Source organism: Ruegeria sp. CL3, assembly GCF_056536505.1.
Map to the genome: position 1 here is coordinate 71973 of NZ_JBQFPT010000006.1, position 14995 is coordinate 86967.

A 14995-nucleotide genomic window follows, 5' to 3' on the forward strand; every position below is an offset into this window, starting at 1 on the left:
CCGATGGAAAGACCGATGACTTCAGCTGTTCTTACGCTCCAAAATGCCTCTTTGTCTCTAGATGGCAATGCCGGGCGGGTCGATATCCTGCATGAAATCTCTCTGTCCGTGACGAAGGGTGAGAGTCTGGGGCTGATCGGGCCATCCGGGTCGGGCAAATCTTCGCTGCTGATGCTGATGGGCGGGTTGGAGCAAGCGACCGGCGGTTGCGTCTCGGCTTTGGGTCAGGATCTGACGACAATGGATGAAGATACTCTGGCCCGCTTTCGACGCGACACGATGGGTATCGTGTTCCAGAACTTCCACCTGATCCCCACCATGACGGCACTGGAAAACGTCGCCACCCCATTGGAGCTGGCTGGCCACAAGGACGCATTCACACGCGCGGAGGAGGAACTCGACACCGTCAGCCTGTCCCATCGGCGCGACCATTATCCGGCGCAATTGTCCGGGGGTGAGCAGCAGCGTGTTGCCCTGGCCCGCGCCTCGGCCCCGCGCCCTCAGATCCTTCTGGCTGATGAGCCGACGGGCAATCTGGATGAAACCAACGGTGCCGCAATCGTCGATCTACTGTTCGGTCTGCGGGACAAGCACGGCGCGACCTTGGTGTTGGTTACGCACAGCCCATCACTGGCGGCGCGCTGCGACCGCGTTGTGCGCCTGCGCGACGGCCGCATCTCGGATGAGACCAAGCAAGAGGCAGCGGAATGAGCCTGCGACTGGCCGGACGGCTGGCACGTCGTGAACTGCGCGGAGGCCTCCGCGGCTTCCGTATCTTCCTCGCCTGTCTCGCCCTTGGGGTTGCCGCCATCGCTGCGGTCGGCACGGTCCGCTCGGCCATCCAGACAGGGTTGACCCAGGAAGGGGCCGCCTTGCTGGGCGGAGACGCGCAGCTTGAGTTCACCTATCGCTTTGCCAGCGACGAAGAACGGCGCTGGATGGACGAGACAGCGCAACTGGTATCCGAGGTTGTCGATTTCCGGTCTATGGCTGTCGCCGCGCAAGACATCGGAACCGAGCGGGCCCTGACACAAGTCAAAGCGGTGGATGGCACTTATCCCTTAGTGGGGTCTGTCACTCTTGCCCCGGAGATGCCTCTGGACGACGCTTTTGCGGGCGCAGAGGGCCTGCCCGGTGCCGCCATGGCCCCCGCATTGATCGACCGGATGGGGCTGACGATCGGAGATCGCTTCGCCTTGGGCACGCAGGAGTTTGTCCTGATGGCGGCCCTGCGTCATGAGCCGGACGGTGCGGCGGACGGTTTCGCACTAGGGCCAAGGACACTGGTCCGAACCGAAGACTTGCAGGCCTCGGGCCTATTGGCGCCTGGCACGCTATTTTCGACCAAATACCGTCTCGATCTGCCCAGAGGCACTGATCTTGGAGACCTCTCCCAGCAGGCCAAGGAGGCCTTCGATGGCACCGGCATGCGCTGGACCGATGCCCGCAACGGGGCACCTGGCATCACTGAATTCGTCAACCGCCTCAGCGCGTTTCTGGTTCTGGTCGGTCTTTCGGGGCTGGCAGTCGGTGGCATAGGCGTATCCGCAGCCGTCCGCGCGTACCTGTCGCAGAAGACCGAAACCATCGCTACCTTGCGCACCTTGGGGGCCGACCGCGCGACGATCTTTCAGACCTACATGATCCAGATCGGGCTCTTGTCAGGCATCGGAATAGCAATCGGCGTCACATTGGGCGGGGTCTTGCCGCTGGCCTTGGCTCCGATGATCGAAAGCCTGCTGCCGATCCCGGCGGTTTTCGCCGTCTACCCGCAAGCCTTGGCCGAGGCTGCGATCTACGGCATTTTGACCGCTTTCCTGTTTACCCTCTGGCCACTGGCCCGCACCGAGGAGGTGCGCGCCGCCACCCTGTTCCGCGATGCGCTGACCACGGCCCGCGCCCTCCCCCGACCCATCTATGTCGTGACCACCAGTTTCGGGCTGCTCCTGCTGATCGCAATCGCCGCGTGGTTCAGCGGCTCGGCCCGACTGACGCTCTGGACCAGCGCCGGCTTGGTGGGCGCGCTCATCCTGCTGTCCCTGTCGGCCATCGCCATCGGTCGCATCGCCCGCGCTGGCAAACCCGCCGTGCGTGGCCGCCCTGCCCTGCGATGGGCGCTTTCGGCTATTTCCGACCCGCGCGAGGGCGCGGCATCGGTTGTCTTGTCCCTCGGTCTCGGCCTGTCTGTTCTGGCAGCCGTCGGGCAGATTGACGGGACCTTACGCAATGCGATCTCAGGCAACTTGCCTGACGTCGCGCCATCCTATTTCTTTGTCGACATCCAAAAGGACCAGATGCCGGGCTTCACCGAGCGTCTTGAGACCGACCCATCCGTCAGCCGCATCGAAAGCGCGCCGATGCTGCGCGGCATCATCACCCAGATCAACGGACGCCCCGCGCGCGACGTTGCCGGGGACCATTGGGTTCTGGAAGGCGACCGGGGCATCACCTACTCGACTCACCCGCCCGAAAACGCCCGCGTCACAGCAGGCGATTGGTGGGCCGAAGACTATTCCGGAGAACCGCAGGTCAGCTTCGCCGCTGAAGAGGCCGCGGAGATGGGCCTGACCCTTGGGGATGAACTGACGGTCAACATCTTGGGCCGAGATATCACGGCCCGCCTGACCTCATTGCGCGAGGTTGACTTTTCGACGGCAGGCATGGGCTTCATAATGTCGATGAACCCCTCGGCGCTGGCCGGGGCACCACACAGTTTCATCGCCACTGTCTATGCTGAGGAACAGGCCGAAACCGCGATCCTGCGCGATCTGGCCGACCAATACCCCAACATCACCGCGATCCGGGTGCGGGACGCGATTGACCGGGTGTCGGGCCTGTTGGCCGGGTTGGCGGCGGCAACCTCCTATGGGGCAGGCGTCTCGCTTTTGACCGGGTTTCTGGTCCTGATCGGTGCAGCCGCCGCCGGAGAGCCCGCGCGACGCTACGAGGCTGCCGTTCTGAAAACACTCGGGGCGAACCGGCAGCGTATCCTGTTCAGCTTTGCTCTGCGCGCTGTCTTGCTGGGAGCGGCCGCTGGGGGAGTCGCCCTTCTGGTCGGAATTCTGGGGGGCTGGGCCGTCGCCACCTATATCTTCGACACCGGCTATACGGTTATCTGGCCTTCAGCCGTTGGCATCGTATTGGCCGGAATGGTCGTGACACTGGGTGCAGGGCTTGCATTCGCTCTACGTCCGCTATCGGTAAGACCGGCCCGCATCCTTCGCGCCAGCGATTGACCCCTTAGCGCACGCAGGCGACGGGTTGCAGGATTTTCAACAAAGGATCGTTGTCGCAAACCAAAGCATCCAATGTGATTTCGTCAAGTGAGGCGTAAAATACCTCAGCCGCGTCTTTCAGCGCCAGCTTCAATCGACACGCATCGGTCAGAGGGCAGGTGTTGTCGGCATCCGCAAAACACTCGGCAATCGGCAATGCGCCTTCCACATCGCGAAACACAGCCCCCACCCGGATCTCATCTGCCGAGTGCGCCAGCGACATGCCCCCATTGCGACCCCGTTGGGTGCTCAGATAGTTCAACTGGCTCAACTGGTTGATCACCTGGGCCAGATGGTTTTCGGAAATGTTGCAAACCTCGGCGATCTCGGCCTTGGTCACCAGCCTGTCGGGATGTGCCGCGCAATACATCAACAGGCGCACGGCAATATTCGTCCGTTTGGTAATCCGCATAAGGGCCTCCCTAAATCAATGATGTGATCTTATTGCATGTCCGGCAAAAAAGCGGTTTGACATACATCAATCGACCCAAAGGACATCCCGCGCTGATGGCAGACCCCTATTTCTTTGGCTATGGCAGCCTCGTGAACCTGGCCACACATGACTTTCCCGATCCCCGGCCAGCAAAGCTCAAAGGTTGGCGACGGGCATGGAAACACACCGACTTGCGTTCGGTCGCGTTCCTGACGGCAGTCCCTGATCCTGACTCCGAGATCGAAGGAATGATCGCCCATGTGCCCAAAAACGACTGGGCCGCGCTGGATGAGCGTGAGTGGGCCTATGACCGCATTCCCGCCACAGGATCTATCGACCATACTCTGACCCACGAGGTAGAGATCGCCGTCTACGCCGTTCCCAAAGGTCAGCACACTGAACCGACGAACCGGCATCCGCTGCTTCTCAGCTATATCGATGTCGTGGTTCAAGGCTATCTGCGCGCCTTTGGCGTAGACGGGGCCGATCGGTTCTTTGCCACCACCGACGGATGGGACGCGCCCATCCTCAACGACCGCGCCGAACCCCGCTACCCGCGCCATCAGCAGTTGAGACTGCACGAAACCGAGTTTGTGGACACCCGCTTGAGGGGCCTGTCAGTAAACCTCATCCACACCCTGTAAAAAAGGCCGGGTTCTTCCTCCAGCCCTTCTTCTGTTCAAAAATACCTCCGCCGGAGGGTGAGGGGCGTCCCGGAAACTGTCCGGCGGACAGTTTCAGCCTCGAACGGGCGGAGCCCCGGTCTGCGCCGTCAGGCGCGTTTCCTATCCCCGCGCGCGGATCACTTGCAACAGAGGCAACAGCGCCGCCATTTCCGGCCCGCGCTCCATCCCGGTCAGCGCCTTGCGCAGTGGCATGAACAGGCCCTTGCCCTTGCGGCCCGTGGCCTCTTTGACGGCCTTGGTCCAAGTGCCCCACGTTTCACCATCAAACGGACTTTCCGGCAATAGCGCAATCGCCTCGGCGATGAAATCTTGATCCTCATCCGCGATCAGAGGCTCGGCCCCATCCCGGCAAAGCTCCCACCAGCCCTTGAGATCGGTCAGAGTGGTGATGTTCTCGCGCGCCATGGCCCAGAACGGCTCGGCCAGGTCAGCCGGAACGCCGACCTCGGCAACGGCGTCTGCAACATCGGCCAGCGGCAGCGATTGCAGGTGCTTCGCGGTCAGCGGGAACAGGTCCTGTACATCGAACTTGGTCGGAGCTGCGCCAAAACGGTTGATATCGAACCCATCGATCAGCTCGGCCATCTCGGACCGCAGCTCAACCGGATCAGACGAGCCCAAACGCGCCATCAAGCTCAGCAAGGCCATCGGCTGGACGCCCTGCTCTCGAAGATCGCGCAGCGCCAGTGTGCCCAGACGTTTCGACAGCGCCTCACCCTGGGGGCCGGTCAGCAGCGAATGGTGGGCAAAGCGCGGGCAAGTGCCACCCAGCGCCTCGATGATCTGAATCTGCGTTGCGGTGTTGGTGACGTGGTCCGAGCCGCGTACCACATCGGTCACGCCCATCTCGGTATCGTCCACGACAGACGCAATCGTATAAAGCACCTGCCCATCGCCCCGGATCAGAACCGGATCAGAGACCGAGGCCGCATCAATCGAGATGTCGCCCAGAATGCCGTCCTTCCACTCGATCCGCTGGTGATCCAGTTTGAAGCGCCAGACGCCATTGCCACGCTCAGCACGCAGGGCGTCTTTCTCGGCCTCGCTGAGGTTCAACGCGGCTCGGTCATAGACCGGCGGCTTGCCCATGTTCAGCTGCTTCTTGCGCTTGAGGTCCAGCTCGGTCGGCGTCTCAAACGCCTCATAGAAACGACCCATCTCGCGCAGCTTGTCGGCAGCCTCGGCATAGCGGTCCAGACGTTCGGACTGACGCTCAACCCGGTCCCAGTGCAGACCCAGCCATTCCAGATCCTGTTTGATCGCGTCGACATATTCCTCTTTCGAGCGCTCAGGATCGGTATCGTCGATGCGCAGGATGAAGGTGCCGCCTGCCTTGCGGGCGATCAGGTAGTTCATCAGAGCGGTGCGCAGGTTGCCCACATGGATGTAACCGGTGGGCGACGGGGCGAAACGGGTGGTTGTCATGGGTGTCTCCTGTTGGCGCGGCTCTTGTCACAAAGGCGCGTTTTTGTCCAGCAGGCGTTTCGGATGGCTCGGTTCCTGCGCCCCCCAGATCGCAAGATGAACAAATATTAACACGCAATGTTCATCCACGCAGACTAAGTACCGGTGTATAAAGTGGCACGCGACCCGAAGCGAACTACCTTTTTCGCTGGCGTTCTCACAGGGAGACTAAGAAATGGCCATCAATTTAACACGCAGAGCGGCCCTGGGCGCCGCAGCAGCCCTTCCATTTGCATCCGCAGCGACCCCTCTTTTGGCGGCCGGAGCCGAGACAAAGGCGAACTCGACCATCGCAAGATCATTCCAGCTGGGCGACTTCACGGTCACAACCCTGTTGGATGGCAGCCTGCCACGCGACGGCGCGCAGGAAATCTTCGGTGGCGGCGCCTCGGATGAGGAATTCGCCAAAGTATCAGCCGAAAACTTCATCTCGCCTGACGTGGCACAGTTCTTTTTCACGCCGACTCTGGTGAACACAGGCTCGGAGCTGATCTTGTTCGACACCGGACTTGGTCAGGGCGGCATTCAGGCCGCTTTGGCAGATGCAGGTGTCACGCCTGATCAGATTAACGTGGTCGTGCTGACCCATATGCACCCGGACCATATCGGCGGCATGACCACCAATGACGCGCCGACATTCCCCAATGCCCGCTATGTCACTGCGGCACCCGAATATGATTTCTGGTCCGCTCAGGAAGCCGGGAACCGGGTCGGCGATCTGGTTGCTGCCAAAGTCACCCCACTGGCCGAGAAGATGAGTTTTATTGAGGATGGCGGAGACGTAGCCTCGGGCGTGACGGCGATGGTGACCTTTGGGCATACACCCGGTCACATGGTCTATCACCTGGAAAGCAACGGCCAGCGTCTAATCCTGACAGCGGACCTTGCCAATCACTATGTCTGGTCCTTTGCGCACCCTGAATGGGAAGTACGGTTCGACATGGACAAAGCTGCCGCAACAGAATCACGCCGCAAAATTTTGGGCCTGCTGGCCACCGACAAGGTGCCGATGATCGGCTATCACATGCCCTTCCCGGGCGCTGGCTATGTCGAGACCCGTGGCGACGGATTCCGCTTTGTACCCGTCAGCTATCAAATGATGGGCTAAGCCTTCAATACCCTGGGTCCGGCCGGACCTTTGAGCCATCGGTAAATCGAGACAGGCGAAACGCGGCCGGATCCACACAGGGCGTTCTGTGCATGACCAGATCTGCCATCAACAGGCCCGCACCGGGGCCGATGCCGAAACCGTGGCCGGAAAATCCGGTGGCAATGAACAGGCCCGGCAGATCATCAACCGACGACATCACCGGGATTGCGTCTGGTGTCACGTCAATCATCCCCGCCCAGCTTTGGACGATCTCGGCCTGCTCCAGCGCCGGATAACTCTTTCGCGCATTCGCCCATGCGCCACGGATGACCTTTTGCGATGGCTCCGGATCCAGAACGCGGCAATGTTCGAACGGAGTCACATCGGTGGGCAGCCAGCGCCGATCTTCGCGCGCCTCGGTCGCCCACCGGCCTGACAGGCGAAAGCGCAGCGATCTCCATTCCTGAGCGAATGCTGGCAGGAACTTGAGGGCCAGCCGGAAACTGTCGGGCACGATATCCACCGTGTTTTCATGACCCGAGGCGATGGTATAGCCGCCATCCTCCCGCTTTCGGATTGCAAACCCATCCGACCACAGCGCGACCTCGGGCCCCTCGACCACCGGCGACACGCGCATGACTGTGTTCAACACCTTCAATTGAGGCAAGTCGATCCCGGCATTTCCCGCAAACAGTCGCGACCACGCCCCTCCGGCCAAAACAACCCGGTCACACGCCACGCGGCCCCGTTCCGTGAAAACTCCGGCGACGCGGCCCGCTTGCATATCGACGCTACGGACGGCGCAATTGGTCATGACGATCGCTCCGCGATCACGCGCGGCCTCAGCGATGGCGGGGGCGGCCCATTGCGGCTCGGCCCGACCGTCTTGCGGCATATAAAGACCGCTTGAGATATCCGACTGCGCCCCGGGCATCAGCTCAGCCAATTCGGCACCAGCAACGATCCGCGCGCCAGTGTCCAAGCCATCGACATGGCGCATCCAACTTTCAAGATTGTTTGCTTCTCGTTGGCCTGAGGCTCCGAACAGAATCCCCGACTGCGTGTAACCTGTCTGACGCCCGGTCCGGCCATCCATCCCTCGCCAAAGGCGCAGCGACTCTTGCATCAGAGGGATTTCCCTCGGGTCGCGCATACCAAGACGCACCCAACCCCAATTGCGAGAGCTTTGCTCGCCCGCGATCTGACCCTTTTCACAGAGCAGGACCGAAACGCCCCGCTCGGCCAGTTCCAAGGCCGTCGATACACCGATAATACCGCCGCCAATCACGACGACATCGACTTGTTTCGGCAATGAAAGATCGGAATCGAAGACAGTAGGCTTGGGACCGGGCATCAAAAGCTCATGGACAATCGCATGGACCGCCATGGAGACCGACCACTGCGCCACTGGCAACCGGTTTTTTGAGGATCACAACAGGATTGTGCAGACCTGTGGCGCGCACGCCAAAGGTGCCGCGAAACACGCCGCACCTTTTACGACTTTAGCCTGGTGATTTACGCAGCGCCTGACAGCTCAGCCCATTTCTGACGCAGATTGGCCGAGAACCCGCTGACCTTGGGCTTTGACCCGGTCCGGACCTCTTCCTGAGGGACGAGATCAGGGAACTCAGGCCGCTTCATCGGCGCGACATTCTGCTGACCTGCATCTTCCCTCAGCATGTCCGCAATGGCCGCATCCAGTTTCTCCTCGTCCAACTCTTGGGGAGGAGATTCCATCGTATTCAGCGCACGCGGCGCGTGAAGCGATTTATCATATTGCTCATTCATCGTAACACCACACTGTTCACTCAGACATCCCACCCGGATGTGGCGTCGTCAGGCTAAAAACAGTTTGCCATGACCCTGCGCCCCTCGCAGCAATACGTCACACCCGCCTCACATGAGGCAATATCCAAGCATAAATGTGGCGGAAAAATGTCGCAAAAACAAGGACAGCCTGCGGATCACCCCGGAAAATGAACGGGGCACGCGCTCTATCGGAAACAATGCAAGAGATCAGGGCAACACTAAACCACAAACGGGAAACAATGAGCCTTATTTACCCCTGATCACGCCAACGATTCACGATCGGATAGCGACGATCCAACCAGAAGGCCCGGCTGGTCAGGCGCGTGCCGGGGGCGGATTGGAACCGTTTATACTCGCTGATGTAAATCAGATGCTCGACCCGTTTAGCATCGGCCTCATCGAAACCGGCCGCAACACAATCGGCGATTGAGCCATCCTGATCGACCAGGATATCCAGAATGCCATCCAGAACCGGATAGTCCGGCAGGCTGTCGCTGTCTTTCTGATCTTCGCGCAGCTCGGCGCTTGGGGGTTTGTCGATGACCGACGGTCGGATGACCTCGCCTTCAGGCCCCATCATCCAGTCGCGATGATTGGCGTTGCGCCAGCGGCAGGTCTCGAACACGCGGGTTTTGTAGAGGTCCTTGATCGGGTTATAGCCCCCGTTCATGTCGCCGTAGATGGTAGCATAACCAACCGCAACCTCGGATTTGTTACCGGTGGTCAAAAGCATCTCACCAAATTTGTTCGAGATCGCCATCAGCAACACGCCGCGCAGGCGGGACTGGATGTTCTCTTCGGTCAGATCGGCATCGCGACCGGTGAACAGAGGCGCCAGAGTCTCGGTCACCGCCGCGCGGCTGTCCGAGATCGGCACATAGTCATAGTGAACACCCAGTGCCTTGGCGACCGCCTCGGCATCGTCCAGCGAGGCCTGGCTGGTGTATTCCGATGGCAGCATCACGCAGCGAACATTTTCAGCGCCAAGCGCGTCGACGGCAATGGCCGCAACCAGGGCTGAATCGACCCCGCCTGACAGCCCGAGAACCGCTTTTTTGAAACCGGTCTTACCCATGTAGTCACGCAAGGATTGGACCATGGCGCGGTAGTCTTGCTCCCACACATCCGGTTGGGGGACGATCTCGGCCGGAACGATGCGCCAGCCGTCATCGCCACGCTCAAGGTCCACGTGGCGTATCGCTTCGTCGAATACGGGCATGCGGAATGCAAGCTCACCACCCGGATTCAGGCCGAAGGTTGCCCCGTCAAAGACCTGATCATCCTGCCCGCCAACCATGTTCAGATAGATCAGCGGCAGGCCGGTCTCGACCACGCGGGCCACCATGTGGTTCAGGCGCACATCGTATTTATCACGAAAATAGGGCGAGCCGTTGGGGATCAGTAGAAACTCGGCCCCGGTTTCCTCCAGCGTCTCAGCCACGTCCGGGTGCCAGCCATCTTCACAGATTGGACTACCGATGCGGAAATTGCCCACCGAGTACGGCCCACCCAGCGGGCCGGAATCATACAGACGCACCTCATCGAACACAGTTTCGTTCGGCAGATGGTGTTTCAGGGACTTGCTGGTGATTCGGCCGCCATTCAGAATCAGATAAGCGTTGTAGAGGCGCCCGTCCTCAACCCACGGCCCGCCGATGGCAATGGCAGGACCCTCCGCACAATCCACAGCTAGAGCCTCGATCGCGGCCACGGCAGCGCGGTGAAACACGGGTTTCATCACAAGGTCCTGCGTGTTGTAGCCGGTGATGAACATCTCGGGGAAGGCGACAATATCCGCCCCGGCCTCGCGGGCCTCCTGCCACGCTGCGCGCGCTTTGGCGGCATTGCCGGAAATATCCCCCACGGTGGGGTTAAGCTGCGCCAGAGTGATGCGGAAACGGTCGGCCATGCTGCCCTCTTGCCTTCGTCAGTCCATTTGCATTTAGCAGATCACCGCGCGAGTGAAAGGGCCATGCGGCAAAAGCCGTTGCTCTGCCCGTGACGGTCCCTTAGTTTTGCGCCGAAGAAAGCAAGCAATGATGACCGGGCAGGCAGGAACAACAATGGATGTTATCCGCAATTCGATTGCTGCAGGGGCCATGACCCTGATCGCAGCGGCAGCCTTTGCACAGGACGGAACCGTCATCGTCAAGGATGACGAGGTCGGAGGTGTCTATGAAGGCACCTTCCTGAACGGCTTGCGGCACGGGACCGGGTCGTATCGGCTACCCAACGGCTTCGAGTATTCGGGCGAATGGATCGAGGGCAAGATTCAGGGGCAAGGCACGGCGCGTTTTGCGAATGGCGCGATCTATGAAGGTTCCTTCGCCGATGGCCAGCCGGACGGCCAGGGCAAGATCACCTATCCCGATGGCGGCACCTATGAGGGGACGTGGTCCAACGGGGCCATCAACGGAACCGGCGTGGCCCAATATGCCAATGGCCTGCGATATGAAGGCGAGTTCAAAGACGCGCGCCATCACGGCAAGGGAACTCTGTCCGACCCCAACGGCTATTCCTACGAAGGTGACTGGGTCGACGGTGAAAAGCAAGGCATGGGCAAGATCACCTCGGCCGATGGCTCGGTCTATGAAGGTGAGATCGAACAGGGCCAGCGCCATGGTCAAGGTCGTCTGGTTCAGTCGGACGGCGTTGAATATGACGGTCAGTGGCAGGACAACGTGATGACAGGCACCGGGCGGCTGACGCTGGCCAACGGAGATGTCTACGAGGGCGCATTGCTGGAAGGGCGCCGTCAGGGCAAAGGCAAAGAAACCTATGCCAACGGCAACGTCTATGAGGGCGACTACGAAGACGATCAGCGCCACGGCAAAGGCACTTTCACCGGAACGGATGGCTACAGCTACACAGGCGACTGGTCCCGTGGTCAGATCGAAGGTTTTGGCGAGATTACCTATCCCGACGGCTCAACTTATATCGGCGAACTCAGTGCGGACCTGCCGCATGGCAAGGGCCAGAACACCTATCCCGACGGCACCGTCTATGATGGTGAGTGGGTTGCGGGTGTCTTCGAGGGCCGAGGCAAGGCCACATACCCAAACGGCGTCGTCTATACCGGCGAGTTCCGGAATGCGGTCAGCCACGGCACCGGCGTCGTCACCTTTGCCAATGGCTACCGTTATGAGGGCGAATGGGTCGATGGCGCGCGGCAGGGCAAAGGCAAGGCCAGCTACGCGGACGGCACGATCTATGACGGAGATTTCCTGAACGGCAAGCGCCACGGCAAAGGCACGATCACAACGCCCAGCACCTTCACCTACACGGGCGATTGGGTTGACGGCAAAATCAGCGGAGTGGGTGTCGCGACCTACAGCACAGGCGACGTTTACGAAGGCGGTTTCCTCGACAACAAACGCCACGGCGAAGGCACCATGCGCTATGCCAACGGCCAAGAGGAGACTGGCGTGTGGGACAATGACGCCCTGCCCGCGCAAAGCGCAGCAGAAGAAGCGCCCGCGCAAGAGGATCAACCCGCTCAGGCCGAAAACGCTGAGGAACCAGCGCAGGCTGAACCCTCCGACGGCTAACCCGCTACCACGGAACGGGTTTTCCGGCCCAGTCGAAGAACCCACCCGTGTCATCACTCGTCAGACCGCTGACCACGTTCAGCAGGTTCATCGCGGCCTCTTCAGGCTCCACCGCCGGATGCCGACCAAGGTATTTCTGCGTGAAGGCCGTTTTGACAGTGCCGGGATGCAAAGACACGCAGATCGCCTGTTTGTGCGTGCGCGAAAGTTCGATCGCCGAGGTATGGACGATCTGATTCACCGCAGCTTTTGCGGCCCGGTAGCTGATCCAACCCCCGATCCGGTTGTCTCCGATCGACCCCACACGCGCCGACAGAACACCAAAAACAGATCGCCTGTCGCGTGGTAGCAATCTGTGCGCACGGCTGAGGACCAGGGCCGGGCCAACCGAATTCAACGCAAACTGATCCATCATGGCCTGCGCAGATACAGTGCGGATCGTCTTTTCCGGCTCTGCCCCGTTGATCTCCAACGCGCCAGAAACCACCAGAACCAGATCGAACGGGTCAGGCAAGTCATCCAAAACCTTCAGCGCCTGTTCCGGTTGGGTCAGGTCAAACCCGTCAACCGACCGGGACAGGCTAGTCACCTGCATCCCGTGCTCCTCAAGACGCGTGCAAAGCGCCGAGCCAATTCCGCCAGAGGCACCTATAACCAAAGCTGTTTTCATCTCTAACGACCTAGCGGCGGCAATGGCTGGATCAATGATGGGTCCCTAAGAATTCGCACAGAAAGGACCACGTCCTAATTTTGGTTCTTTTCATTCCGCGCAAGCTGGGTATAACCTCATCCTCATGATCAACCGCGCAGATATCCTTGTTGCCGACACCGCCCTTCGCGGTCCGTCGCTGCGTGGCCTACTGATCCTAATCCGCCTCTGAGCGTGCCAACCGGCGCGCCCGCTCAGAGGAGGACGCTAGCGCGCCAAGAGGCTTTAGGACAGAAGAAGAAAGAGAACCCCATGACTAACGTGACCGACCAAGACCGCGTCTTGATCTTCGATACCACTTTGCGCGACGGCGAGCAGAGCCCCGGCGCAACCATGACCCACGACGAAAAGCTCGAGATTGCCGAGCTGTTGGACGAAATGGGCGTCGACATTATCGAAGCCGGTTTCCCCATCGCATCCGAGGGCGACTTCAAGGCCGTTTCCGAGATCGCGCAACGGTCGAAAAACAGCCGTATCTGCGGTCTGGCCCGTGCGAACTTCGCCGACATTGACCGCTGCTGGGAGGCGGTGAAACACGCCGAGAAGAACCGTATTCACACCTTCATCGGCACATCCCCCCTGCACCGCGCCATTCCGAACCTGACGATGGATGAGATGGCCGAGAAGATCCACGAAACCGTCAGCCATGCGCGCAACCTGTGTGAAAACGTGCAATGGTCGCCAATGGATGCGACGCGGACCGAGTGGGACTACCTCTGTCGTGTGATAGAGATTGCGATCAAAGCAGGCGCAACCACGATCAACATCCCTGATACGGTGGGCTACACCGCCCCTGTCGAGTCCGCCGACCTGATCAAACGCCTGATCGAGACCGTACCGGGCGCGGATGAGGTGATCTTTGCCACCCACTGTCACAACGACCTCGGCATGGCGACCGCGAACTCTCTGGCCGCTGTTGCAGGCGGTGCGCGTCAGATCGAATGCACCATCAACGGTCTGGGCGAACGCGCGGGCAACACGGCTTTGGAAGAGGTCGTGATGGCGTTGCGCACGCGCAACGACATCATGCCGTGGCACACGGGCATCGACACCACCAAGATCATGCATATCTCGCGCCGCGTGGCGACCGTGTCGGGCTTCAACGTGCAATTCAACAAGGCCATCGTCGGCAAGAACGCCTTCGCGCATGAAAGCGGCATTCATCAGGATGGGATGCTGAAGAACCGCGAAAACTTCGAGATCATGCGCCCCGAGGACATCGGCCTCTCCGGCACCTCTCTGCCCTTGGGCAAGCACTCGGGCCGCGCCGCGCTGCGCGACAAGCTCGAGACGTTGGGATTTGACGTCGGTGACAACCAGCTCAAGGACATCTTCGTACGGTTCAAGGATCTGGCTGACCGCAAGAAAGAGGTGTTCGACGACGACTTGATCGCCTTGATGACCATGGACGAGCATGACGACTACCTGCAGCTTGTTTCGATGAAAGTGACCTGCGGCACCGGTGGTCAGGCCGAGGCAACTGTTGAGCTTGAGATGGACGGCAAGGACATCATCGCCACCGAACATGGCGACGGGCCTGTGGATGCAACGTTCAAAGCGATCCGCGCGATCTACCCCAACACAGCCCGGTTGCAACTGTATCAGGTCCATGCCGTCACCGAAGGCACCGACGCGCAAGCCACAGTCTCGGTCCGCCTGAGCGAAGACGGCATGATCGCAACCGGCCAATCGGCCAACACAGACACGGTCGTTGCGTCAGCCAAGGCCTACATCCACGCGCTGAACCGCCTGATTGTTCGTCGCGAGAAAACAGGCCCCGGCGCAGACATGCGTGAGATCAGCTACAAAGACCTAACCTAGAAACGGCAAAGGGCTCCCGCACCCGCGGCGGCCCTGCTTCGCCGACCCACCTTGGGTTTTGGGCCCGGCAGCGCGTCTGCGGCGCGCTGCCGGGCCCAACGCGTTTGACGGCATCTTTGATGCAGGCAACCGGAGCGGGAGCTTTGCTTGCTCCTCTCCA

The 14995-nt window shown here is 60.5% G+C and carries 12 protein-coding genes; 6 read left to right on the top strand and 6 right to left on the bottom strand.

Going from position 1 to position 14995, the window contains the following annotated elements; all coding sequences use genetic code 11:
* Window positions 1-15: 15 nt before the first annotated feature.
* Together ACR0NO_RS10385 and ACR0NO_RS10390 are read left to right on the top strand one after the other, a co-directional pair.
* Window positions 16-711 carry an ABC transporter ATP-binding protein gene (locus tag ACR0NO_RS10385; RefSeq protein WP_480723885.1) on the top strand — a complete coding sequence of 232 codons (696 nt, stop codon included), beginning with the start codon at window positions 16-18 and terminating at the stop codon, window positions 709-711.
* Window positions 708-3236, top strand: a complete 2529-nt coding sequence (locus ACR0NO_RS10390; RefSeq protein ID WP_480723886.1) for an ABC transporter permease — start codon at window positions 708-710, stop codon at window positions 3234-3236. Before ACR0NO_RS10385 ends, ACR0NO_RS10390 begins: the two co-directional genes overlap by 4 nt.
* A gap of 4 nt (window positions 3237-3240) precedes the next feature.
* On the opposite strand, the gene ACR0NO_RS10395 is transcribed toward ACR0NO_RS10390, so the two are convergent.
* Window positions 3241-3687, bottom strand: coding sequence for an RrF2 family transcriptional regulator (locus tag ACR0NO_RS10395; RefSeq protein ID WP_480723887.1), 447 nt, complete (start codon window positions 3685-3687; stop codon window positions 3241-3243).
* A 95-nt stretch (window positions 3688-3782) separates the two neighbouring features.
* Between ACR0NO_RS10395 and ACR0NO_RS10400 the strand changes: the two genes are divergently transcribed.
* Window positions 3783-4352, top strand: a complete 570-nt coding sequence (locus ACR0NO_RS10400) for a gamma-glutamylcyclotransferase family protein (RefSeq protein WP_480723888.1) — start codon at window positions 3783-3785, stop codon at window positions 4350-4352.
* A gap of 141 nt (window positions 4353-4493) precedes the next feature.
* Here the strand turns inward: ACR0NO_RS10400 and gltX are convergent, their stop codons facing one another.
* Window positions 4494-5819, bottom strand: a complete 1326-nt coding sequence (gltX, locus tag ACR0NO_RS10405) for a glutamate--tRNA ligase (RefSeq protein WP_480723889.1) — start codon at window positions 5817-5819, stop codon at window positions 4494-4496.
* 214 nt (window positions 5820-6033) lie between these two features.
* Between gltX and ACR0NO_RS10410 the strand changes: the two genes are divergently transcribed.
* Window positions 6034-6966, top strand: coding sequence for an MBL fold metallo-hydrolase (locus tag ACR0NO_RS10410; protein ID WP_480723890.1), 933 nt, complete (start codon window positions 6034-6036; stop codon window positions 6964-6966).
* Between the two features lie 4 nt (window positions 6967-6970).
* Here ACR0NO_RS10410 and ACR0NO_RS10415 read toward each other — a convergent pair whose 3' ends face one another.
* The 3 genes from ACR0NO_RS10415 to ACR0NO_RS10425 form a co-directional block, all read right to left on the bottom strand.
* Window positions 6971-8302, bottom strand: coding sequence for an NAD(P)/FAD-dependent oxidoreductase (locus tag ACR0NO_RS10415; RefSeq protein ID WP_480724035.1), 1332 nt, complete (start codon window positions 8300-8302; stop codon window positions 6971-6973).
* Between the two features lie 161 nt (window positions 8303-8463).
* Window positions 8464-8685, bottom strand: a complete 222-nt coding sequence (locus ACR0NO_RS10420; protein ID WP_425084262.1) for a hypothetical protein — start codon at window positions 8683-8685, stop codon at window positions 8464-8466.
* Between the two features lie 322 nt (window positions 8686-9007).
* Complete coding sequence (locus tag ACR0NO_RS10425) at window positions 9008-10666, bottom strand: NAD+ synthase (protein WP_480723891.1); 1659 nt, start codon at window positions 10664-10666, stop codon at window positions 9008-9010.
* Between the two features lie 154 nt (window positions 10667-10820).
* On the opposite strand from ACR0NO_RS10425, the gene ACR0NO_RS10430 reads away from it, so the two are divergent.
* The gene (locus ACR0NO_RS10430; protein ID WP_480723892.1) at window positions 10821-12305 is read left to right on the top strand and encodes an MORN repeat-containing protein; all 1485 of its coding nucleotides are present in this window, start codon (window positions 10821-10823) and stop codon (window positions 12303-12305) included.
* 4 nt (window positions 12306-12309) lie between these two features.
* Here the strand turns inward: ACR0NO_RS10430 and ACR0NO_RS10435 are convergent, their stop codons facing one another.
* Window positions 12310-12975: an SDR family NAD(P)-dependent oxidoreductase gene (locus tag ACR0NO_RS10435; protein WP_480723893.1), complete on the bottom strand. Its 666-nt coding sequence runs from the start codon at window positions 12973-12975 to the stop codon at window positions 12310-12312.
* Window positions 12976-13266: 291 nt separating this feature from the next.
* On the opposite strand from ACR0NO_RS10435, the gene ACR0NO_RS10440 reads away from it, so the two are divergent.
* Entirely contained in the window at window positions 13267-14835 is a 1569-nt protein-coding gene (locus tag ACR0NO_RS10440; RefSeq protein ID WP_480723894.1) for a 2-isopropylmalate synthase, read from the top strand.
* Window positions 14836-14995: the final 160 nt, after the last annotated feature.